We start from the raw sequence: 23,365 nt of genomic DNA, 5'->3' as shown, positions 1-23,365 counted from the left end.
TTGGCACACGCTGTGCATCTAAACGCGTGTAAATGCTTGTTTTTATCGTTTATTAAATTTTTTGTAGCACGATAGCGCAAAGCATGAATTTTGAAAGAAAATAGCGAATGGATTTAATATATGGCGACTTTATTAGCACCCGATTTTGATATTCCTGCACAATTACAGACACTTACCAATTTGGCAGATGACCGTATTGGTGCAAAAATTATTGAATGTTCAGATGAATTTTTCGCAGAAGCAAAACGTATGCTTCAATTTGACGCGCCAATTTTTGTTGAAGATAAATTCGATGACCATGGTAAATGGATGGATGGTTGGGAAACGCGCCGTAAACGTCACACAGGTTATGACTGGGCAATTATTCAATTGGGCGTAGCTGGGCATATTAAGGCTTTAGATATTGACACTACCTTCTTCACTGGGAATTACCCTGCTTCAGCTTCAGTTGAAGCCTGCTACGCCCCTGATGGCGATCTTGCTCAAGCTGAATGGTTGAACATATTAGAGAACAACGTACTTGGCCCAAGTCAGCATCATGTTTTGCCGATTACAGCTGACCAAGTTTTTACTCATGTGCGTTTAAATATTTTTCCTGATGGTGGTGTTGCTCGTTTTAAAGTGTATGGTGAAGTGAGCGTTCAACAACAAGATCACACTGCAACAATTGATTTAGTTGCTTTAGAAAATGGTGGACGTGTAATTGCTTATAGCGATGCACATTTTGGTCATCCACGTAATCTGATTAACCCAGGTCGCGGAATTAATATGGGTGATGGTTGGGAAACCAAACGTCGTCGTGCACCGGGCTTTGATTGGTGTATTTTGGCTTTGGGTCAAACTGGTGCAATTGAAAAAATTGATATCGATACGGCACACTTTAAAGGCAACTTTCCAGCCCAAGTCTCTATTCAAGCCGTATATGTTAAAGATGCAACTGATCCACAATTAATTCCACAAAGTATGTTCTGGCCATTTTTGCTTGAAGCACAAGACTTGCAAATGGATCATATTCATAGCTTTGTAAACGAAATTTTGCAACATGAAAAGATCTCGCATATTCGCATTAATATGATTCCAGATGGTGGTATCAGCCGTATTCGTTTGTGGGGTAAAACCAAAAGCTAAATTGAAAGCTTGAATACTTTCTACATCGAGAAGGATAAGTACTGTGGTTTTATCCTTCTTCTCCTACACTTGATATAGACAATAAAAGAATTACACATGGTTCAAACAATTCAGCTACAGCCCCTGAGCATTGAAAACTTTGCCCCTTTTGGTGAGGTGATTTGCTGCGGAGGACAGGATTTTTTTCATATCAATGATGCACATACCGAGCGTTATCATGCCCTTGTAACCACTGAAATCTTCGGTGAAGCACATGCAGGTATTAGTATTTTTCGTAATATTAAACAGACAGAAATTCCTTTTTCGGTTTCGATGCTTGAGCGACATCCGAATGGCTCACAAGCTTTTATCCCGATGCAAGGTCAGGCTTTTTTAATTGTGGTGGCACCTGCATTGGATGATCAAACGCCTGATATTTCAAAACTCTGTGCTTTTATTTCAGATGGTACACAAGGTGTTAACTACCATGCAGGTACATGGCATCACCCTCTATTAACTTTAGAGGCGCCAAGTAACTTTGCCGTGGTTGATCGTATTGGTATTGGACATAATTGTGATGTTTATCAGTTTAATGAAGTACTCAATATCGTGGCATAAATTTAAACTATCATTGAAATTGAAACCTCAATTTAAAATTGTCTCAGAAATTAAAAGCCCCATCCGTGGGGCTTTTAAGTCTTGTGCAGTATGTTGTGTAACGATGTACGGTTTTAACGAATCAATTAGAAGTGATATTTCACTAGCGCACTGACGTTATTTTCATCTTTACCTTTAATATTATATTTATTATTCCAAACTGAATGCTCAACGCCTACATACAGGCGTGTATCTGGGGAAATATGTTGCCCCACATTCCATTTATATTGACTGGTCCAGTTCATCTCACTGGCTGAGCCTTTTTCCGCAGTTGACCAATCCAGAAAAGCATCTGCTAAGAAAGATTCTGAGCCAATTTTAAAAGGTATGGCATAGGTAAGCGTCATTTGATAGTCATCAGCTTTAGTATCATTATTCACTTTATATAAATTTAATTTTGCATATTGAAAATATGGCACATCAAAGTCTAAGCCAATACCATAGAGAAAATTATCCATGTTGCTACCCGCTTCCCAAGTGGTTGCAAGCAATACATCTTTTACAGGGCCAAATTTAAGTTCTTTACCCGTTACAGCGCCTAAACTCAATCGTGGTGATGCTTCAAAATAGGTTTGATCGCCGACGTCATTATGTGTACGGTCGGCAAAAATGAAGAAATCACCATATTTAAGCTTTGACGCGTATTCAAATGTCACAGTGGTTTGTTTGTCTTCTTTTGCAATGAGCTGATAGTCGGTGCCATATAGACCGGTAATGCTGAAGTCTTGCCAGATTGGGGCTGCAAAGATAGAGTTGGCTGAAATAGTGCATAGAATTGCAGCTGAAAGAGGCATAAATTTCATTAAATTGTTTTTCCTAGCGATAAATACGTTTTGAGTAATTTATTTAGCAAAAACAAAGCCAATATTAGATTTTTTAATAAAAAAAGCCCACATTAATGTGAGCTTTTTTTATTTATTTTGAATAGCTTAGTGATGACTATCTATAACAATATTGCTGGTTTTATTCACTTCTTTACTTTTAAAAAAGTTTAGATGGTTAAACACAATATTTAATACGATGGCCATGAGGCACGTTGAACTAATACCTGAATGGAACAGGGTTTGTACCCATTTTGGGAAGTTCGCATAGAATGAGTGATCAATAATTGGAATCATACCTGCGGCAATTGCTGTAGCAACAATGATTAGGTTCTTTTGCTCACTATAATCAATTTTAGCTAAAGTACGAATACCACTTGCAGCCACTGTACCGAACAATACCAAACCTGCGCCACCCAATACCGGTACAGGAATTGCAGCAATCAAACGGCCCATAATTGGTAAAATACCCAATACAACTAAAATTAAGCCACCCGCTGCAACAACAAAACGGCTTTTTACACCAGTAATCGCGACCAAGCCTACATTTTGTGCAAAGGCACTTTGCATGAATGAGCCAAATATTGGTGCTGCTGCACTTGAAAGCATATCGGCACGTAGCCCATTGGTAATACGTTCAGCGTCGACTTTGGTACCGACAATTTCACCAACAGCGATAATATCAGCTGTAGTTTCAGTCATAATCACCAATGTCACAATTAGCATGGCAATAATGGCACTCAGTTCAAATGTTGGCATACCAAAGGCAAAGAAACTTGGGAATTGAATCCAATTGCCATTTGCGACTTTTGAGAAATCGCCAAAGCCCATCGCATATGCCAGCACTGTACCTAGCACAATTGCTAATAAGATGGATAAACGACGAATTGTAGCGTTTCGAGTAATATTCAGCACAATGACAATGGCTAAAGTTAGAAAAGCCAAACTAATATTTTCAGCACTGCCCCAATCAGGCGCTTTGCTATTTCCACCCATCATCCAACGTACTGCGACAGGTAGCAATGACAAACCAATCACGGTAATCACGCAGCCGGTCACGATTGGCGGGAAAAAACGAATAATTTTTGAAAAATATGGTGCTAAAAAGAAACCGATTAATGAAGCAACAATAACCGCACCATATACTGCCGAAAGCCCACCACCTGCAGTGACTATGGCAATCATCGTTGCCACACCAGCAAAGGATACGCCTTGAACTAGGGGTAATTTTGCACCGATGTATTTCACACCGACCGTTTGTAAAATCGTGGCTAAACCACCGACAAATAATGCTGCTGCAATTAATAAACCAATTTGTGCAGGTTCAAGTCCTGCGGCTGTACCAATAATCAGTGGCGGCGCAATAATACCGCCATACATCGTCAATACATGTTGTAAGCCATAAGCTAGGCTTTTCCCTGCACCTAAATATTCATGTTCTGGTGAAACTGTTTGATTTTGTTCTGTCATTTTTATATCCCCCGATCCGTTTTATGATGCTATTTTTAGCTACCGCGATATGTTGAATAGGCAAAAGGGCTAATCAACAAAGGAATATGAAAATGCTGTGAGGCATCTTTTACTAAGAAATGAATTACTGCTTTTGGGAAAAAAGTTTCGGTATTAAGACTTTCAAAATAGTCCGCTGTGGCAAACTCTAAGCTATAGCTACCCGTAGAAAATTCGCTTAAACCAAAGTCGGTCACACGGCCATCTGCATTGGTTTGCCCTTCACCAAGTAACATACCGTCTGCATTGAATAATTTAATCAAGACATTGGCAGCAGGTTTCCCAAGATTTGTATCTAAAATATGTGAGCTGATCATGCACTTAGCTCCTGTTTTAATCTTAATAAGGCAATTTCAGCCAATTGATGATGGACAATACGCTTTTCAGTTTCTGGATTATTCAGCAGACGGTACTGCAATGCTTGTAATACATTTTCACTGCTTAAGCCTGAAGCTTTAATTAAGAAGATATAGCCGTACTTTTTTTCATAAGCGATGTTGCCTTTGAGCAATGCCATTTGTGTTTCTTCATCGGCTGAAATAGCGGATTGTTCACGGTTGGAAAAATTCTTTTCTAATTCAGAAAGTTCAGCTTGGGCTTTTTTTTCACCAATACGCGGGTGATTATCTAAAGCAGATTTAATTTCTTCCCACGACCATGTACGAGCAGCTTGAGCCGCGTATTCCAAAATACTGTCTAATGATGCATACGGACGCTGACTGAGCAGCTCATTCGCCCAGCTTTCAATTTGCACACAGTGCTTTAAAAATGTTTTTACATCGGCTTCGGATGCTTGATTAAATTCAACAAGTTGCACTATTAAATCGCCTAAAAATATTTAATGTTCGTTCAAAACATGTTTTGCAATATCAATGCCAATCCCTTATTTCTTAGACAAATTGCTTTTTATAGGCACAAAAAAAGAGGCGCTAAGCCTCTCTTTCTTCTTTATTTTTTTTATTACGGTGCATGGTGTTTTATCCAATGTTCTGCAATATCGGCACGACGACAAACCCATACTTTTTCATGCGATTGCACATAATCTAAGAATCTTTGTAGTGCTTTAAAGCGTCCTGGTCGCCCTAAAATACGACAGTGCATACCAATAGATAGCATTTTTGGCGCAGTTTCACCTTCGGCATATAACACATCAAAGGCATCTTTAAGGTATTGATAAAATTGCTCACCACTATTAAAACCACCCGGCGAGCAAAACTTCATATCATTACTTTCAAGTGTATATGGAATGATTAAATGCGGACGTGTTGCACCATCTACATTCGTCACTGTGCTCCAAAATGGTAAGTCATCGCCATAATAGTCACAGTCATATTGAATCTGAGGAAATTCAGCAAGTAATTTTCGAGTATTCGGGCTATCACGTCCGGTATACCAACCGATTGGTGTTTTACCAAATAGCGTTTCAAGCACGCTAATAGCTTGATCCATATGTTGGCGTTCTTGTTCGATTGGCATATCTTGATAATGCAACCAACGTTGACCATGCGATACGACATCATAATTGGCTGCTTTAATCGCTTCCACAATGTAAGGATTGCGTGCCAAAGCCATACCCACACCGAAAATGGTCATGGGGAGTTGGCGTTTTTTAAACTCTTGGTGAATGCGCCAAAAGCCCGCTCGTGAGCCATATTCGTACATGGAATCCATCGACATGTGTTTGTCTGGAAAACTGGCCGCGCCAATAATATCTGACAAAAACTGTTCTGAACCTGCATCACCATGTTCTACATGGTTTTCACCGCCTTCTTCATAGTTCAATACAAACTGAACCGCGACACGAGCACCATTTGGCCATTCCACTTTGGGTGGTTCTCCATGATAGCCAATCAGATCTCTGGAATAGTCTTGTTGTTGAATCTGGTCTATCAGATCTTGCCCACGTAAATATGTTGCTGTCACATCCACTTCCTAATTTGTTATATCAAACAGTCAAAAACTAGAATGAATTAAGCAATTAGTGCGCCAAAACTTAGTATACAAGTTTTATTTCCTTTCTAAAGGAACGACAACTGATGACGCGTGCATATTGAGCATCTAACTTTATAAATTTAATATCTAAAAAATATTTTTTCTTTGGACTGTCTAATGAATACAAAACATAAAAAAATTATTAATATTTTTACTTTAGAATGGCTTTGTTGCACAACGATTTCATAACTATATGATTTTAAAAGTTTTGATTGTTTTTTGATCCAAAATTAAATTTATTTAAATCAGATGCTTACATATTTATGCAACAAAGCCCTAAAATTTAAAAAAGAGAAGCCTTTCATATTCAGAAAGGCTTTGTGAAATAGTGTTTTGGAAATGATTAAAATAAGAAGTAACGCTGCGCCATTGGTAACACTTCCGCAGGCTCACAAGTCAAATGCACACCATCTGCACGTACTTCATAAATCTCAGGGTCAACCTCCATTACAGGACAATAAGTATTTAACTTCATATCTGCTTTCGAGATATTACGCGTGGCTTTACAAGGACTAATCAACTTCTTTAAAGCCAATTGTTCATGTACGCCTTGCTCTATTGCCACTTGCGATAAAAAGGTAATGCAGGTGTTATGTACGCCACGAGGGTAAGCGCCAAACATCGGACGATAATGCACAGGCTGTGGCGTTGGAATTGAAGCATTAATATCACCCATCGGCGCAGCTGCAATCATTCCGCCTTTAATAATCATCGAGGGCTTAACACCAAAAAATGCAGGCTTCCATAAAACAATATCGGCTAATTTACCCACTTCAATCGAACCAACTTCATGGCTTAATCCATGGGTAATGGCAGGATTAATCGTATATTTAGCAATATAGCGCTTCACACGATTGTTATCGTGATTTTGATTATCACCTTCGAGTGGGCCGCGTTGCACTTTCATTTTATGTGCTGTCTGCCAAGTACGTAATATTACTTCACCCACACGCCCCATCGCTTGCGAGTCGGAAGACATCATGGCAATTGCGCCCATATCCTGCAAGATATCTTCTGCAGCAATAGTTTCACGGCGAATCCGACTTTCAGCAAAAGCAACATCTTCAGAAATTGCAGGGTCTAAATGGTGGCAAACCATCAACATATCTAAATGTTCATCAATGGTATTGACGGTATATGGACGTGTGGGATTGGTTGAAGATGGTAAAACATTGGGTTGACCAATTGCTTTTAAAATATCTGGTGCGTGACCACCGCCCGCACCCTCAGTATGGTAAGTGTGGATGGTCCGGTTATTAAATGCTGCTAAGGTTTCTTCTAGAAAGCCACTTTCATTTAGTGTGTCTGTGTGAATGGCAACTTGTACATCGTATTGATCCGCCACACTTAGACAGTTATCAATCGCGGCTGGCGTCGATCCCCAGTCTTCATGTAATTTTAAACCCACCACACCGGCTTTGATTTGTTCAGCGATTGGTTCTGGCTGACTCAAGTTGCCTTTACCTAACAGACCAATATTCATAGGTAAATCATCAATAGCTTGTAGCATGGTCGCAATATGCCATGGGCCTGGAGTTACTGTGGTTGCAGATGTTCCTGCGGCGGGGCCTGTACCACCACCAATCATTGTAGTTGTGCCTGACATTAGTGCTGTTTCAACTTGTTGTGGGCAAATCCAATGAATGTGAGTATCTATCCCTCCCGCCGTTAAGATTTGTCCTTCACCTGCGATGACTTCAGTTGCTGCACCTAAAGGAATTGTAATGTCAGGTTGAATATCAGGGTTACCTGCTTTACCTATTTTCCAGATACGACCATTTTTAAGTCCAACATCGGCTTTGACAATACCCCACCAATCGACAATTAAAGCATTGGTAATGACGGTATCAGCGACCTCATCAGACAATAATTGTGACTGTCCCATACCATCGCGAATGACCTTGCCACCGCCAAATTTAACTTCTTCACCATAAGTCGTGAGGTCTTGTTCAACTTGAATAAACAATTCTGTATCAGCTAAGCGAACTCTATCACCTACTGTAGGGCCAAACATTTCCGCATAAGCACGGCGAGACATTTTCATTAATATATTTCCTATTCTAGATTTTTTGGCTTTAGCAGCTTTTGCATCGGAATAAATTGAATACCCCATTTCTCCGTTAGCGCACCGACCACTTCAAATCCATATTTTTTATAAATATCGAGTGCATAATGACTTGAATTTATTGTGATTATATCGGGATCATTTTTAAGTATTTCTTGCTCTAAAAAGTCCCACATTTGTCGACCATAACCTTGACCGTGATATTCAGCTTTTAAGAAATAATGCATGACATGAGATGGAGCGATATACGCCAAATTCCCAACGATTTCTTCATTAATTTCTGCCACAAAATAATGAATAAGTGGTTGTTGGAAGATGTTTTTCAGCATATCAGGTTTAAAGCGTTCACGTCCTTCTTCAGTCACGACAACATAATCGACAAAAGGTTCAATAACAGCAGCGATGGCTTCAACATCATCAACAGTTGCTGGGCGTATTTTCATTATTAACATTTAATTCTCTTATGCTTTTTCATGTACTTATTGAACTTATTACTAACAATAATTTAATTGTTCAACAAGACACTTGAGCATAAAAATAGTTAATCCAATTTACCCATAACACGCCCTGCAAACCCATACACCTCACGTTTACCTGCAAGTGCAACCAATTCGATATCTCGACTTTGGCCCGGTTCAAAACGAACTGCTGTTCCAGCAGCGATGTTGAGTCGATAGCCTCTAGCTTGCTCTCGATTAAATTGCAAAGCATCATTGGCTTCAGCAAAGTGAAAATGAGAACCGACTTGAATTGGTCGATCGCCTGCATTAGCAACACGCATTTTCAGTGTTTCTCGTCCGACATTCATTTCAATGTCTGAATCAGGCGTAATAATTTCACCAGGAATCATGGCTTACTCCTTATTTTTATTAGACAATGGGTTGATGAACTGTGACTAACTTTGAACCATCTGGAAAAGTAGCTTCGACCTGCACTTCTGCAATCATTTCCGCGACACCATCCATGACATCTTCACGACTTAACAAGGTTGTGCCGTAATGCATTAACTCGCTCACGGACATGCCATCGCGTGCGCCCTCAAGCAGTGCTGCTGAAATAAATGCAATTGATTCTGGATAATTCAATTTTAATCCACGCGCTTTACGACGCTCAGCAACAAGGCCTGCGGTAAAAATTAATAATTTATCTTTTTCAATTGGATTAAGTTCCATAACAATTTCCTAATCTTCTAAAATGTAGAATGCAAAATGCGTGCAAATTCTTCTTTCGCTCTCGCACGTTTTGATTTTTAGTGTCCTAACCCAAAGGTAAAATGAACACTTAATCTATTAATCTTGCTAGACCTATCTACTTTCCAATGATGGCAAAACTTAAGTGCGCCAAATCCGTGGGAATTCTTCTGCTAGGTCATACCAATAGCGTCTTAAACGGGCACGGACTGCTGCAAAAGCATCATGGCATTCACGTACATCATCGCCTAAATAACGTGCACAAATCACATCATCTAACAGGGTTAAAGTCACCGCTAGATTCATCCGCATAATCAATTCACGGATTAATTCGATATGTTCAGCCAGTAATGTTGTTTGCCTTAAACGCGATGGTGCTACTGCCCAGAAACTTCCCATCACAGCATGTCCATTCATACCTAAACAGGATGTAAGCCACCGATCCTGCCCCTTAAAATTTAAACTATCTGCAACCAATAATTTGTCTGCACGATACAGCCTAAATTTGCTTTGGTATTGCCCTTGCTGAAAAATTTCACCACGTGCTTGTCGACCGATGACCAACATATCCCACCCAATAAAACTGGCCATTTCATCTAGATGAATATGTGTTTCAGAGTCTGCATTGGCACCATCAAAAAGCATGGTTTCTTGCGGTAACCATTCAAATGTCGCCTGTGCTGCGACATGTATATGAATATGCTGATAGGCTTGCTTGCCATTGGTTTTGTACCATTTTCCTGCACCGGGCGTGGTAACTAACGCATGCGCATTCGCCTCAACTTTCATATCAAAAGTCAGATGGTCTCCGCCAGCAATTCCTGCTGGTGGATGCACAATAATTGCATGGCAAATACCAGTTTTTTCAGGCCACAACATCTTCTGAACGCGTACAGGCCCATGATGCTTGCGATGCTGTAATACGGTTCGATTTGACTGTACTTGATAGGCAAAACCAAGTTCCAAACAGGCATACCACAGTTGGCTGTTATGCTGCTGTTGTGTCGATATAAACTTTGTTTCGCTTAATACCAGATCATTCATTTGCATCTCCCTATTATTTGAGATGAATGAGGCATCAAGCTAAACCAATTACAGCAACAATAGCTGTCAAAGCACCAATCATTTGCTTACCATAAGGCACATATTTTTGAATAAATGCGCCGACGAGCAAACCGAATACGTATATAGATGCCATCGCTGTAACCATACCAACGACCAGTAAAACTGCCTGACCGCTTTGGCCAAGTTCCGTACCATGTGCGATGCCATGAAAACCGGCCAAAAGTGCAGCAATAAAAGGAACGGCTTTATTGGTTTTGGTCCAAAGAGCAACAGCCAATACAATTAACGACGCAATAATGCCGTTTTCAGCAATTGCTGTTGCTAAGTTGAATTGTGCACCGATCATAAAACCGACAATCATTGCGGCAGATAAACCGAATAATCCGGCCCATTTCCAGCGCTGGTGTGCAGTCCAAATCAATACGCCAAATGCTAACGCCATCATTAGATGATCAAGCCCTGTAAATGGATGCACAAAACCGCTGATAAAACTATTATGGCTATGCTCATGGCCTGGATGCGCCATTGCTACCAAGGGAAAGAATGCCAACGATGTGAAGGTAATTCTTTGCAATAATAACTTCATAGTGGATGCCCCTTATGCTTTAAACAAACCTTGTTTCTCAATAAAGCTGATGATGTCATTTAAGCCATCTTTAGTTTTCATATTGGAAAATAGAAAAGGTTTTTCACCGCGCATACGTTTCGCGTCTTGATCCATCACATCTAAATTTGCTCCAACCATTGGTGCAAGGTCGGTTTTGTTTATGATTAACAAATCAGATTTGGTAATACCGGGGCCACCTTTACGCGGAATTTTCTCCCCACCCGCCACATCAATTACATACAGGGTTAAATCTGAAAGTTCCGGGCTAAATGTTGCTGCCAAATTATCACCGCCACTTTCAATAATGATCAGTTCAAGGCCATCAAATTTTTCGCACAGGTCATCAATAGCCGCTAGGTTAATGGAGGCGTCCTCACGAATTGCGGTATGCGGGCAACCACCTGTTTCTACACCAACAATACGCTCAGGTGACATAGCTTCATGGCGTGTTAAAAAGTTGGAATCTTCTTTGGTATAAATATCATTGGTCACCACCGCCATATTGTATTTTTCACGCAGTGCCTGACATAAATTTAAAGTAAGCGCTGTTTTACCTGAACCAACTGGACCGCCAATACCTACGCGTAATGGGCTACGTTCTGTCATGTGAAATGTCCTTTATTTTTAAGATCTAAATAATCGTGAATATTGTGTTTCGTGTGCCATACTGAGCATGGCGTAATTAGGTAAGGCGCTACTGAGTTCAGCATCTTGCAGTGCTAAAGCACGTTCAATTGCCTCTGGAATCAGCCCATGCACATGCCATAAAATCCGTTGTCCACTCATCTGTCCAAGTGGTACAGTTTTCACGGCAGCCAACACCTGATTTTCAAGTACGGTAAAGGTATAAGCAGTCAAAACCTCTGCAACATCAAGTTCGAGTTGCCCACAAAGATGCGCATAGATGGGTACGAAACCGATCTGCTTTTTTAATTTCACAGGCTTTTTCAGCACATCACGAATCCACGCATTTAATGAAAATGCCAATTGCTGTGATTCAGCCAATAACTCTTTGCTTTCTCGACTTGCTCTATATAACTGCGCCCAGTATTCAAACTGCTCAGGCTGATCAAAAGATATTATTAGGCGTTTCAAAACGGGCAGCTCAAACCGTACCAAAAGCATTTCAAGCACTTCTTCAAAATAAGTAATGCTCGAGGTTTCATCAAAAATTAAGCTCTGATCAATCGCACTTTCTACCCCTTGAGAATAACAGTACGCCCCAATTGGTAGTGCCGTTGAGGACAAAGTCAACAGACTTAAAAGCTGTGAAGCATTAGGTGTGAACATGATGCAAAGCCTTAATTGGGCTTAATCTGTGATCATGCTGATGCTGTGTATAAGCACCGCTTTCAGGCTCAAATGGATGCATGGTTTCATATACCGTTAAACCAAGTCCAATTATCATTTCAGCCAATACATGATCTGGCTCAAAATACAGCGCCGTTGGTGTGAGCATTAAAGGGACGTGACGATTACCTAAGTGATACGCTGCTTTTAATAAATCAAAGCTGCTTGGTGCTTCTACTTTCATGAGTTTTTCTGCTTTGGCATCGACACGCAGTACATCACCCTCTTGAGTTGCGATATATGAACCGTGCCTTAAAATGCCGGTACGGGGTAAATCTGCACCAATATCGTGCCCGTTAGCTAAAGTTGCACGAAAACGGCTCTTTTGTCGTGTATCAAATGTCAGTTCAACTATCTCAACATTTTCTTGTACGACATTACCCTCAAGTCTTTCCGTATAGATTTTCATAAATACCCAATCTCAATTTCTTTTATCGTGATTCGTGAACTAAATTGATGCTAAATTCAGCATTAAATGAATGATTTGCATTAAAATAATGCACTATTCATGCCAATCTTATTTTGCCAAGCGTTTTATTTTTGCCGTGTCTATCTAATTATTTTGAAATTTGCTTCGTGCAAGACATCTTAATTATTAAAAAATATGTGATTGCCGATAATTATTCAGATGGCCATAAAAAAATCCCCCCATCGATGGAGGATTGTAGAAATAGAATTTATGCCAATCTAGCTAAGCATTAATACACATCTCGTCGGTAGTGACCGGCCTTACGTAAGGCATTAATTTGTTTAGCACCTAAAATTTCTACTAAAGCATCATCAATACCTTGGGCCATATTTAAACTACCACAGAGATAATACAAAACACGAAGAAACCAGCCACATTCACATCAAATAAAATCAATAACTTAAAATAAAAATTCCAAATACACCCTATTTCCCACCCGCTTTGAGCCTCTCAAATTCATCAAAAACCGCCCACATTTATAACCACTTTCTTGATCTTTTTATAAAAATTAAAAGTTTTTTGTACTTCTTGATCTAAGTTAAAAAAATCAGGAGGGCGAATAAATGAAGCCTACAAAAGCAAATTCTCAGCTAGCCAATAAAAGACCGTTTTATACAAAGGAGGTCATGATCCGTCCTTACCCGCCTCTGTTCAAAATTTACCAAAGCTACGCTCAGATTTTAAATGCCTCGCAACTGCCAACACACTTTCAACATGACGTGAGCCTAATATCTGCTACTGCACCTGCTCCAGCTGAGTTATTCGCAACAGATAACTTTCTTCTTGTTTATATAGCACAACAACAAAATATTCGAATCAAAGCTCGAAGCATTGTAGAAGCTGATGTAGACCTCATTCAGGTTCAATATCAACTCAGCAACACACTCTTTAAGTTGATGACTGAGCTCAAGATCAATCCACAGGCTCTTAATCCCGATAAGCTACTTCATAACTTAAATCAGTCTCTATCGAAACAAGCAATTTACGATGTGAATCAAAAGCTTTATGACAAACCCAGATGCAGTCTTTCTCGAGACCTACTCGCTAAGTTAATCGATTGCAGTCGTAATCAGCTACTTTATCGCCAGAAGCAAATCAACGGCTCTCACGACCTACGAATTCAAGCACTCAAAAATAAATGTAAAGCACTCACGAGCGTACAACCATGCGCATCACAATTTTGGAGTTTAGACCATGAAAATTGAAAAACTTTGCTAAAATTAACCTACAGCAGGTTATTACAACTTATAGAAAGTATATTTTATCCATTTCAACTAAATTATAACTTTTTAAATATAAGGATTGAACCTGCATTAGATTATTTTGTGGAGATGACCGCCGTGTTACCAAATGAGTTATTGATCAGCCAGCAAGCTCGTGACTTAGGAAATCAATTAATTAAAGAAATGAACATCAATAGAAGTTATGGAATGGCTAATTTTCTTGGAGTAAATACTTGCTATGATAATCATCAGGCTGTACTTATTTGGACATTTCAACTGCTTGAAAGGGAACCTGCCTTAAATGAATTAGCAGAAATTAAAAAATATTTTCTTTCAATCTTTCCAGATAGTGTTTATCAATTAGCCTAAGTTGTTTTTAAAATTAATTTATTAAATAAAAAGCACTAAATCAAAGAAAGCTTTATTTAAAAATACCTATTAATTCAAAAACATACCATTTACTGAATATATGAAGCATAAGTTCCTGCTCTATCACTCACTCGTACTAAAATTACATCGCTCTTTTTACTGATACTAAACAATTTATGTCCACGCCACGTTCTGCGGCTTCGAGAGCTAGTTTTTGTTGAACCACTGAGAACAAGGACAACAAACTGCCTACTATATTTTCCCGGAGAGTGGTGTAGGAACTTTTTCATTATTGCTAATCATATCAGCGACAACATCAGCAACGAGCTCCTCTATTCCTGAGAATGCTTTAGACTGATCCGCATCAAGCCAAGACAATGATGGAAACTCAGCACACAACCCAACATACTCATTATCTTCTGCTGACCATGTAACACGGCAAGTATATTGTTTACTATCCATTTGAAACCCCATAATGTTTTAAGTCTATGTATAAAAGTACGATTTTCACTTAGCAGTACTTAAATAATCACCCCACCACTGCATCATTTCAGTCCGCTGGGCTAAATAGTCAGCGTGATTATAGCTGGCACGGGTACGGTTCTTATCAATATGTGAAAGTTGTGCCTCAATCCAGTTATCCTGGAACAAACCTGAGTCATTCAAAATGGTACTAAAAGTGGAACGTAGTCCATGAGAGGATAATTGATGTTTTCCATAGCCCATCTTACGTATAGCCATATTTAATGTATTAAAATGAATCGGTTGATTATGTTTCCGTGGGCTAGCAAAAATGTACTTTTCACCGTATGACCATTGCATGACGTCTTTTAAAATATCTAAAGCCTGATCTGAAAGTGGAACTAAGAAGTCGGGAATCTCATGGCCTAATATGACTTTTCGTCGAAACTGTTTAATATGCAAGGCAGGTATTTTCCAGATTTTTTCATTTAAATCAAAATGATGAGGCTCAGCCAATAACAATTCAGCCCCTCGCACGCCAGTATGTAATTTGAACAGCAGTGCTTTTTTAATAATCGGATGGGCATCCAATTTTAATAAATTTTTCTTAAAATCTGATATATCCTCCGCTTTCAAATACGGATAATTCTTCTTGATTTTACTGTTAATGGCGATTTTATTTAAACCATGCGCGATGTTGAATTCACAATAACCCATCGCTACAGCGTAGTCATAAATTTGGTTCAAATAACTACAAGCTTTCTTGACAGGTTCTTTTACTTGGCGTCCCTCTATTTTTTTGATTACTGAAACCAGGTCATAACGCTTGATGTTTTGAAAAGGTAAATCCTGAAGGTCTGGATAAATATCTTGCTGTAAACATCTTTCTGCTAACTGTAGTACACCGCAGCGGGGTGAATCATTAAATGCATTTTTCAGTTTGAACTGCAGCCACTCCTCCCCTACCTTACGAAAGGTGATGACATTAGAGACAGTATCATGCTCAAAACAATAATTATTGTCTTTAAAGTCATCTTTGACTTGTCGTGCCTTTTTCAGCGATAAATCAGGATAAAGCCCCAACTGAATGCGGCGACGTTTTTTTGTTTGTGGATCTGTATAGCGATAGCACCAAGATTTTCTTCCAGTCGGCTCAATCTTCAGGCTAAGTCCATCTTCATCGGATAAAAAACAAGTTTTTTCCTTGCAATGAGCTTGGCGAACTTTAATTTCAGTAAGACTCATGAAATTTAAATGAAACCTATCAGCGGATTGACGAGATCCATTATATCAAAATAGAAGAAAATATATATGATGCGTACACTACGCATCATATATATTTGTAATATATTGTTTTATATATTTAATATTTTAAGTATTTGTATTTTAGTAACCATTATAAGTACCACCTCTTCTTTAAGTTCCCAACAACTCACTTTTTCTGTCATCAATGTTAAATAAGTCTTGTGCTTTAAATTCTTAGATGACCTCCTCTACCCTTTATTATCATTTTTATAAAAGTAACTATATGTACTCATTAAAATTTGTAGAGCTCAAAAACAAAAAAGACCGCTATATAGCAGTCTTTTAACTTAATTAAATAATAATTAATTCATTTTCATCATAAGTGCATAAGCATCACGTTTGTTTTGACGCAATGATTCTATCTCGGACTTCGTCAGCTGTTTTACGAGAGTTGAGGATATACTTTGCTTCCCACTCTGTGAGCCTTTCGAAATCGTACCCGTAAATCGATTTCCACCATGCTTCAAGATTACCATATACATCCCTCAATTGCTGAAGAGTTTCTTTACTTAGAGCTAATTGTGATGAGTATTGTTTACCCGTCAGTGCATATGCTCCAATAACTTTATTCGTCCCAGTTGTTTCAATATGACCTTTTAATGCTGCAAAAGTACCACCTTGGGTCTGGGTATCATCAACAATAATAACACATTTATCATTGTTTATTGTCCCATCAAATGCTGGTGGGTTGGCTAATCTATGCCACCCATCACCGCCAGTTCTTGATACTTTTATAGCTTGAACTATATTCGTATCAACTTCAAGCCCAAGTTTCTTTGCTATAACTGCTGAAGTAGCTAAAGGAATCATATTACGACCGACTGCTTCCTCAGCATGTACAGGTGCTATAATAGTTTCCCGACCATCGATAATTCTTTCTAGTTCAGCAATCGCCTCATCCGAAACTAAATCTTTAGCTAAAATATACGCACTTTCAACATCCCCTGCTTTAGCAGCTTCATACATGTAATGAGAGGTTGCATCTCCAAGACCACGGTCAATAACGGTTTTAGGAAACATATTCCAATCTGTGCGATATAACTTCATATTTTTAAATAAGTTTTAATGATGGCTAGCATTAAATTTTACACTAAATTTACCGCTAGCATCTCTTGGATATTATTTTTCGTATCAGGCAGCACTCTCAAAAGCCGTTTGTTTGGACAGTCCCCATGATCATACACGAGGCAGCTTCAAATACTTATGGGCTCATCCTATCCAGTTGTATCTTCTTGCATCACATGAATATTGTATACTCATTTTGACTACTTGAAAATTATGGAACAACGTCAATAAAAACAATAACTCTAGAGTCTTTAGTCGACATTCCTAAAAAGGTAAATTCAACATTTCTTTCCATATCATTTCTTTGTGTCTCTGGATAAACAAAAGAAACATAGCTTATTTCAAAGAATCGGGCTAGGGTTTTTATGCCAATGATTTTGTTCTCTTCATTAGCAATTAAAACATCTAATTCCAGATCAAACTCTTCTAATTATTTAATTAAATCTTTAACTTTCATTTTACTATCAACCTCTATGAATTATTTAAAAAATTAGCACAATGAAACTTGTGAAAAAAATGGATTTGAACAAAATTTTTTAGCAAAAAAAGCATAGCAACCAGAAAAATCTTTCCAGCAATCAACAAAAATATCCCCGTGTGCTTCCAGTTTACAACATTTTGACTACCACACTGCCCACAGTAGTAATAATAGCCTTTGATACGGCCACCGCATTCAGGACAATTTTTATGATTAATGAATAAGTTACTCAACGTCTCTTCTCCAAAATTCTTATTATCAAGTTGTAAGTGAAGATAGCACACATTTATAAAAATGTCTTTTTTAAAACATCAAAAGATGTTATAAAAAAGACATTCGCTACTTTAGGATAACTTTTAAGATGAATTTAAATCTCCTTGATGAAGAATCAATCCAACCTTCTGAACCCACGCCATGTGATTTTTTCAAAGGTGAAAATGCTATCAAAAAAGCTAAACAGTTAGGATTACCTGATCTCGAGTTAGTCAGAAACGCAATTATGATCGGTGATGCTGACTATAGAACAAATACTCACTATAACCGTGCACGCTTTATTGCACGATGGGGAAAAATTGGAGAACAGATTGCTTTACTGCTTCGACAATCTGATCCTGCTTGGATATTCCACAATGACAGCCAGCCAAGAATTGAGAATACAGTAAAGAAAATACAAATTATCTTTATGAGCGGGAATATTGCATTGGGGTTAGCTGATCAAGTTGTATCAGCACACTGTGAAAAAGGATTAATGACATTAAATAATATTAAGGAGAATCAGTCTGCTTATGATGATGAGACAAAATTGAGAACATGGATTTTATACTTTCCTTCAGCATCACATCCAGCCTATAAAGACATTGATATCCCAAATATTCCTTTTGAATTTGCATACCCAACTAGCTTCGTACAGGACTTAAAAGCGAAAAAAATTTCAATTTTACCAAGTGACCATACTTGCAGAATTGCATTTGAAATAGATAATACAGTTCCTGTAAAAACTGATCCTAAGCCAGTATTGGAACCATCTAATGAAATTAAACCAGATGATTTTGATATTCAGCTTGTAGTTTAATCTGAGGTTAATGTGTTTAATAAAGATCGTTTACGTATTGCTAAAGAATTACGAGGACTTAGCAATACCGATTTCGCAGAAAAATTGAGTTGCTCTATCTCTAAGGTAAAGCAACTTTTAGACGTGGATAAAGAAATCAATGAAAATGATCAAGATGATATATGCCGTGTATTAAATTTACCCAAGTCATTCTTTGCAGGTAATGACACACAACCACATGAAACAGACCAAATCTTCTATAGATCGGTTGCTCGTATTAAAGCACAGCATAGAAAAGCTAATGAGGCATATACTCTTTTAGCAATAAATATTAACAAGTACTTAAATCAGAAAGTAAAGTTACCTACTTTTCACCGTCCTGATTTAGATATTACTGAGTTTTTGGGTGAATCTAAGTATGCCGATCACCTAGCGTCAGAGTTGAGAGGTTTATGGGCTTTAGGTAATCAACCTATTAATAACATTGTTTCGTTGTGTGAGCTAAAGGGAATCCGTGTCTTTAGATTACCGACTGAAATTCGAGAAATTGATGCACTATCTTTTTTTGATGATGAAAGTGGTAGCCCTTTCATATTTCTAAATACATTTAAGTCTGCCGAAAGAGCCCGCTTCGATTGTGCACACGAACTTGGTCATATCGTTATGCATACGCATAACAAAAAAATTCGTGTCGAGAAAGATAATCGTGTTCTCGAAACTGAAGCGGATCAATTTTCATCTGAATTTTTAATGCCAACAGATGCATTTCTTTCTACTGCTCCACGCTATTTTTCACTAGAAAATATGATTGAGTATAAAAAGATTTGGCGAACATCCCTGAAGGCTATTAACTATAAAGCTCACAAGCTGGGATTAGTTAGTGATTGGGTTAATCGTAGTAACTCTATAAAGATCAATTCGTTGGGCTACAACATTAATGAACCGGAAGAAACTCATCGAGATGAGAGTTTGATGTTGCCCAAAATTATCTCTGTTTTAGCCTCACAACCATCTTTTGATAAAAATAAAATGCTTGATGAAATTGGAATCTCTGAAGAAGATTTTAATCAATTAACATTTGATGCTTTAGTTAAAGTTGAGCCCCCGAAGAAAAAACATAAGTTATATATTGTCGAGTAATACAAACCTTCCTTAAAAATAATGCGCCTTACGGCGCACTATTTATGCAAAATCCTGATTAATTTTTTTATGACTTCACGCCCAACGTAGTTTTGCATCCCATAAGTCATACTTTAACTGAAAATGTAACTTGCCCCATCATGACTTTTTTCATATAGCCTACTTGAACTGACACCATAAATCCCATGTGTTCCATAAAGCATCGTATACAATTTCAGATAAATTCTTTAGTTATGTGATCAGGCTATGTGCTCAAATTACCTATTTCCAAATAAAAGAAATTTGACACTCTTAGGTGTCGATACAAGCCAGTTTGATCTTGAGCTTAAGGATCATGTATTCCCTTCCTATCATGCTCCAATCATTCTGAACGGCTCAGATCACTTAGAGCTTGATATTGCAAAGTTTGGATTACTACCGAGCTGGGCGAAAGAATTGAAGTTCAGCAGTCATACTTATAACGCCAGAACTGAGTCTGTAGCAGATAAGCCTAGCTTTCGACATGCTTGGAAGTACAGCAAGTTCTGCCTAGTCCCAGTACAAGAATTTTATGAGCCGAAATACATCAATGACAAGCCACACTGGTACACCATCAAGCGTAAAGATGATCAGCCTTTTACTGTTGCAGGGATCTATGATGATGCAGTGATTAATGGCAATAAGGTACGTTCCTTTTCAATGTTGACCATCAATTCGGACCATCACCCTTTTATGAAACAATTCCATGCACCGAAGGATGAGAAGCGATCCATCATCGTTATTCCAGAACAGTACAGAAAAGACTGGCTAACAGCCGATCATGAACATGCGCATGAATATTTCTTTCAAATGCCCGATGAATTCGTCACATTTCCACGCGATGAGCAGAAACAAAACGTCTTATTCTGACGCATCCTTGTTTATCCACAACTTTTTAAATTTGAATTTTAAACGCTGTTAGTAATATCCTATTTAAACAAATTCTACTTCCAAACACGCCTCGTAGCGTAGGAGTATCTCATGTCTAAGAAGTTGCCTATTTACTTCTCTGACGACGCATGGTCATCTTTACAAGAGCTCATGGGTCCAGAGGGTAAACCAAGTCCTACCATCAACACCGTGCTTGAACAAATCGCTGTTCAAAATGAGCTTGTTGAAAAATTAGGGCTTACTGCTGTCCTACCCAAATCCAAAGTATCTATTCCCGTCTCTTTAGAGCGTATTCCTGCAGGTCCGGCCTTCAGCACCAAGGATGAGCAAGACAAAGCACTCGATCTGAATGAGTTCCTGATTCACAACCCTATTTCTACTTTTATTGCCTATGTAGACAGTGAATCCATGCTCGATGCTGGCCTAGAGATTAATGATCCAATCATTATTGATCGCAGTATTGAAGCCAAGCATTACGATATCGTGGTTGCCCTGATTGATGACAATGCCTCGACCATTAAGCGGCTGATGATCACCAATAAGATGTCCAAGTCTGAAATCAAAGAAATATTTGGAGATGAAGATTATCCGCTTCCAGAACTTTGGTTGAAGGCTGAAAATTCGAATTACAATCACATCATTCCTGATGATAGTCAGACCATATCAATCTGGGGTGTGGTGACTTTTAATTTAAAGCGTATTTATCACCGCTCATAAAAAGAAGAATAACCATGCAAAGTGAAAATGAAATATTCGCGTTAGTCGACGTGAATAATTGCTACGTCTCGTGTGAGCGTGTGTTTAATCCTGCCTTGAATGATCGCCCAACCATTGTGCTCAGCAACAATGACGGCTGTGCCGTGGCCAGAAGCCAGGAAGCGAAAGACTTAGGCATCAAGATGGGTGTTCCTGTATTCCAAATTAAAGAGCTGATCAAACAACATAACATTCAGGTGCTATCCAGTAATTTCTCCTTATATGGCGAAATGTCCAAGCGCTTTATGGAGCTGCTTGGGGACTATGTTGCACCAGGAGATCAAGAGGTCTATTCCATTGATGAATGCTTTCTGAAGCTCACAGCTTACGAGCATCTATTTGACCTGACTGTATATGCTCAAGACATGAGGGCTAAGGCTTGGCGTTGGTTAGGCCTACCCTGCTGTATTGGAATTGGTCGCTCTAAAACCGAAGCCAAGATTGCCAATCATCTCGCCAAGAAAAACAAGTTCTTCAATGGGGTCTGTAATCTGGCCCATATGGACCCATGCTCTACAGAAACGCTACTCGCGCAGGTTGATGTGTCTGAGGTTTGGGGCGTAGGCAGACAGAACTGTAAGAAGCTCAATACTATGGGTGTTCAATCTGTGCTGGATCTGATCAATGCCAATCCTAAAGAAATCAAAAAGCAGTTTAGTATCGTGATGGAAAAGACGGTGCTTGAGCTACAGGGCCTTTCTTGTATTGACCTTAGTGATGATACTGTAGCGAAGAAGCAAATCATCAGCAGCCGTTCATATGGCAACCCAGTGTATGAAATGGATGACATTAAAGCTTCGGTTCGGCTTTATGTGGCCAGAGCCGTGAAACGAATGCGGGAAGATGGCTCAATCTGCAAGATGATCGGCGTGTATATCCAAACCAGTCGCTTTGATAATACAGAGCGCTACTCGCCTTACATCGTCGTTCAAATGCATGAGCATACGGATGATCTACTGCTCATCACCAAGGCCGCGATGAAAGGCATCGATCAGATATTTAAGAAAGGCTTTAAGTATAAAAAGGCGGGAATCGTGCTGCTCGAAATTACAGATCAATCCAAGTTTGTGCCCGATCTATTCACGGACTATTCACATAAGCAAGAGCGAGAAAGGCTTTCAGATGCCATCGAAGCCATCAGTGAACGGTTTGGGAAGAATCTCGTCACGCTAGGCATTGCCAACAATAAAGAAGCCACATGGCACATGAATCAAAACCTTAGATCACCTTCGTATTTAACCAAATGGTCTGACTTACCAAGAGTAGGATAAAAACATGCACTTATTTAAATTAACTGACGAACAACTCGCACAAATTCTTATCCCGAAACGATTTGTACCACCTACTCCACCTGAACATGAAGGCAAGAATATGGTCTATGTATTTGATAGTGAGGATAAGTTTGAACTGACTTATGATGAGCTGGTGGAAATCATTAGCAAAGCTAGAATGGCTGGTCCGAAGTTGATACCTGTCTTAGGCACCGTGAATTAAATTGTGCAGTGTTCGCACGCCACTTGAAACATAACTTGATTGGAAATGAATTTGGGCTGAGAAAAATTCAGTTCAAATTTAACCTGACGGGCACACTAAAAAATGGGTAATTGTCAGATCGAGTTTGGACTACAACACTTTAGCTCATCGATTTACCATACCGCTAATCTTCACACCATTTTCGTAAATCCAGCGATCAAACTGTGATACTACATTCCGCTTATTAATCCAAGTCAGCATGGTGCTTTTCATAAAGGCAGTTTACTTATAAACAGGGAAAT

Annotated in this window: 28 protein-coding genes; 10 read left to right on the top strand and 18 right to left on the bottom strand. The window is 38.8% G+C overall.

The genetic code is table 11. From position 1 onward, the window contains the following. The first annotated feature begins 120 nt into the window (after positions 1 to 120). Positions 121 to 1,128 carry an allantoicase gene (alc, locus tag C3F34_RS19300; protein ID WP_004778010.1) on the top strand — a complete coding sequence of 336 codons (1,008 nt, stop codon included), beginning with the start codon at positions 121 to 123 and terminating at the stop codon, positions 1,126 to 1,128. A gap of 96 nt (positions 1,129 to 1,224) precedes the next feature. Continuing rightward, positions 1,225 to 1,725: an ureidoglycolate lyase gene (locus C3F34_RS19295; RefSeq protein ID WP_000250866.1), complete on the top strand. Its 501-nt coding sequence runs from the start codon at positions 1,225 to 1,227 to the stop codon at positions 1,723 to 1,725. Positions 1,726 to 1,850: 125 nt separating this feature from the next. On the opposite strand, the gene C3F34_RS19290 is transcribed toward C3F34_RS19295, so the two are convergent. From C3F34_RS19290 to ureE, 14 genes are all read right to left on the bottom strand, one after another. After that, entirely contained in the window at positions 1,851 to 2,567 is a 717-nt protein-coding gene (locus tag C3F34_RS19290) for an outer membrane protein OmpK (RefSeq protein WP_004778009.1), read from the bottom strand. A 126-nt stretch (positions 2,568 to 2,693) separates the two neighbouring features. Beyond that, complete coding sequence (locus tag C3F34_RS19285; protein WP_000139429.1) at positions 2,694 to 4,055, bottom strand: nucleobase:cation symporter-2 family protein; 1,362 nt, start codon at positions 4,053 to 4,055, stop codon at positions 2,694 to 2,696. Between the two features lie 35 nt (positions 4,056 to 4,090). Further along, entirely contained in the window at positions 4,091 to 4,411 is a 321-nt protein-coding gene (gene uraH, locus C3F34_RS19280) for a hydroxyisourate hydrolase (RefSeq protein ID WP_000625767.1), read from the bottom strand. Then, positions 4,408 to 4,911 (bottom strand): 2-oxo-4-hydroxy-4-carboxy-5-ureidoimidazoline decarboxylase, encoded by a 504-nt coding sequence (gene uraD / locus C3F34_RS19275; protein ID WP_001177702.1) that lies wholly within the window; start codon positions 4,909 to 4,911, stop codon positions 4,408 to 4,410. Before uraD ends, uraH begins: the two co-directional genes overlap by 4 nt. Positions 4,912 to 5,054: 143 nt before the next feature. Further along, positions 5,055 to 6,017, bottom strand: a complete 963-nt coding sequence (gene puuE / locus C3F34_RS19270; RefSeq protein WP_000127611.1) for an allantoinase PuuE — start codon at positions 6,015 to 6,017, stop codon at positions 5,055 to 5,057. A gap of 412 nt (positions 6,018 to 6,429) precedes the next feature. Next, complete coding sequence (ureC, locus tag C3F34_RS19265) at positions 6,430 to 8,130, bottom strand: urease subunit alpha (protein ID WP_004778074.1); 1,701 nt, start codon at positions 8,128 to 8,130, stop codon at positions 6,430 to 6,432. An 11-nt stretch (positions 8,131 to 8,141) separates the two neighbouring features. Then, positions 8,142 to 8,603 (bottom strand): GNAT family N-acetyltransferase, encoded by a 462-nt coding sequence (locus C3F34_RS19260; protein WP_004778076.1) that lies wholly within the window; start codon positions 8,601 to 8,603, stop codon positions 8,142 to 8,144. Between the two features lie 89 nt (positions 8,604 to 8,692). After that, positions 8,693 to 9,001 carry an urease subunit beta gene (locus C3F34_RS19255; protein ID WP_004778077.1) on the bottom strand — a complete coding sequence of 103 codons (309 nt, stop codon included), beginning with the start codon at positions 8,999 to 9,001 and terminating at the stop codon, positions 8,693 to 8,695. 19 nt (positions 9,002 to 9,020) lie between these two features. Continuing rightward, entirely contained in the window at positions 9,021 to 9,323 is a 303-nt protein-coding gene (ureA, locus tag C3F34_RS19250) for an urease subunit gamma (protein ID WP_104442434.1), read from the bottom strand. A 159-nt stretch (positions 9,324 to 9,482) separates the two neighbouring features. Further along, positions 9,483 to 10,385 (bottom strand): urease accessory protein UreD, encoded by a 903-nt coding sequence (locus C3F34_RS19245; protein WP_004778080.1) that lies wholly within the window; start codon positions 10,383 to 10,385, stop codon positions 9,483 to 9,485. Positions 10,386 to 10,419: 34 nt separating this feature from the next. Further along, a complete protein-coding gene (locus C3F34_RS19240) occupies positions 10,420 to 10,992 on the bottom strand; it encodes a HupE/UreJ family protein (RefSeq protein WP_004778083.1) in 573 nt (190 codons plus the stop codon). A 12-nt stretch (positions 10,993 to 11,004) separates the two neighbouring features. Beyond that, complete coding sequence (ureG, locus tag C3F34_RS19235) at positions 11,005 to 11,619, bottom strand: urease accessory protein UreG (protein ID WP_004778085.1); 615 nt, start codon at positions 11,617 to 11,619, stop codon at positions 11,005 to 11,007. 18 nt (positions 11,620 to 11,637) lie between these two features. After that, positions 11,638 to 12,303 carry an urease accessory protein UreF gene (locus C3F34_RS19230; RefSeq protein ID WP_004778087.1) on the bottom strand — a complete coding sequence of 222 codons (666 nt, stop codon included), beginning with the start codon at positions 12,301 to 12,303 and terminating at the stop codon, positions 11,638 to 11,640. Further along, entirely contained in the window at positions 12,290 to 12,772 is a 483-nt protein-coding gene (gene ureE / locus C3F34_RS19225) for an urease accessory protein UreE (RefSeq protein WP_004778090.1), read from the bottom strand. The genes C3F34_RS19230 and ureE overlap by 14 nt, the downstream gene beginning before the upstream one ends. Before the next feature lie 686 nt (positions 12,773 to 13,458). Between ureE and C3F34_RS19220 the strand changes: the two genes are divergently transcribed. Then, entirely contained in the window at positions 13,459 to 14,037 is a 579-nt protein-coding gene (locus C3F34_RS19220; protein WP_227556962.1) for a hypothetical protein, read from the top strand. 135 nt (positions 14,038 to 14,172) lie between these two features. Continuing rightward, on the top strand, positions 14,173 to 14,424 hold the full coding sequence (locus C3F34_RS19215; protein ID WP_004778093.1) for a hypothetical protein: 252 nt from the start codon (positions 14,173 to 14,175) through the stop codon (positions 14,422 to 14,424). 252 nt (positions 14,425 to 14,676) lie between these two features. On the opposite strand, the gene C3F34_RS19210 is transcribed toward C3F34_RS19215, so the two are convergent. The 3 genes from C3F34_RS19210 to C3F34_RS19200 form a co-directional block, all read right to left on the bottom strand. Further along, positions 14,677 to 14,898, bottom strand: a complete 222-nt coding sequence (locus C3F34_RS19210; RefSeq protein ID WP_005403786.1) for a hypothetical protein — start codon at positions 14,896 to 14,898, stop codon at positions 14,677 to 14,679. A gap of 33 nt (positions 14,899 to 14,931) precedes the next feature. Continuing rightward, positions 14,932 to 16,131, bottom strand: a complete 1,200-nt coding sequence (locus C3F34_RS19205) for a tyrosine-type recombinase/integrase (RefSeq protein ID WP_000059658.1) — start codon at positions 16,129 to 16,131, stop codon at positions 14,932 to 14,934. 393 nt (positions 16,132 to 16,524) lie between these two features. Next, positions 16,525 to 17,238, bottom strand: a complete 714-nt coding sequence (locus C3F34_RS19200; protein ID WP_104442433.1) for a phosphoribosyltransferase — start codon at positions 17,236 to 17,238, stop codon at positions 16,525 to 16,527. 857 nt (positions 17,239 to 18,095) lie between these two features. Here C3F34_RS19200 and C3F34_RS19190 point away from each other — a divergent pair. The 6 genes from C3F34_RS19190 to C3F34_RS19165 all read left to right on the top strand — a co-directional run bounded on the left by C3F34_RS19190 (position 18,096) and on the right by C3F34_RS19165 (position 23,084). Further along, positions 18,096 to 18,806 (top strand): hypothetical protein, encoded by a 711-nt coding sequence (locus tag C3F34_RS19190; RefSeq protein ID WP_001052588.1) that lies wholly within the window; start codon positions 18,096 to 18,098, stop codon positions 18,804 to 18,806. Between the two features lie 12 nt (positions 18,807 to 18,818). Beyond that, complete coding sequence (locus C3F34_RS19185) at positions 18,819 to 19,925, top strand: ImmA/IrrE family metallo-endopeptidase (RefSeq protein WP_002046586.1); 1,107 nt, start codon at positions 18,819 to 18,821, stop codon at positions 19,923 to 19,925. A 246-nt stretch (positions 19,926 to 20,171) separates the two neighbouring features. Then, positions 20,172 to 20,813, top strand: coding sequence for an SOS response-associated peptidase (locus C3F34_RS19180; protein ID WP_005245165.1), 642 nt, complete (start codon positions 20,172 to 20,174; stop codon positions 20,811 to 20,813). Between the two features lie 111 nt (positions 20,814 to 20,924). Then, complete coding sequence (locus C3F34_RS19175; protein ID WP_000038641.1) at positions 20,925 to 21,551, top strand: LexA family protein; 627 nt, start codon at positions 20,925 to 20,927, stop codon at positions 21,549 to 21,551. Positions 21,552 to 21,565: 14 nt separating this feature from the next. Beyond that, complete coding sequence (locus C3F34_RS19170; RefSeq protein ID WP_001190354.1) at positions 21,566 to 22,861, top strand: Y-family DNA polymerase; 1,296 nt, start codon at positions 21,566 to 21,568, stop codon at positions 22,859 to 22,861. A gap of 4 nt (positions 22,862 to 22,865) precedes the next feature. Next, complete coding sequence (locus C3F34_RS19165; protein ID WP_000550047.1) at positions 22,866 to 23,084, top strand: hypothetical protein; 219 nt, start codon at positions 22,866 to 22,868, stop codon at positions 23,082 to 23,084. A gap of 144 nt (positions 23,085 to 23,228) precedes the next feature. Here the strand turns inward: C3F34_RS19165 and C3F34_RS20850 are convergent, their stop codons facing one another. After that, positions 23,229 to 23,324 (bottom strand): hypothetical protein, encoded by a 96-nt coding sequence (locus C3F34_RS20850; RefSeq protein ID WP_406564857.1) that lies wholly within the window; start codon positions 23,322 to 23,324, stop codon positions 23,229 to 23,231. Positions 23,325 to 23,365: the final 41 nt, after the last annotated feature.

The organism is Acinetobacter sp. ACNIH2, from assembly GCF_002934965.1.
GTDB classification, from domain to species: domain Bacteria; phylum Pseudomonadota; class Gammaproteobacteria; order Pseudomonadales; family Moraxellaceae; genus Acinetobacter; species Acinetobacter tandoii.
This window is presented reverse-complemented; position numbering and strand designations above follow the sequence as displayed.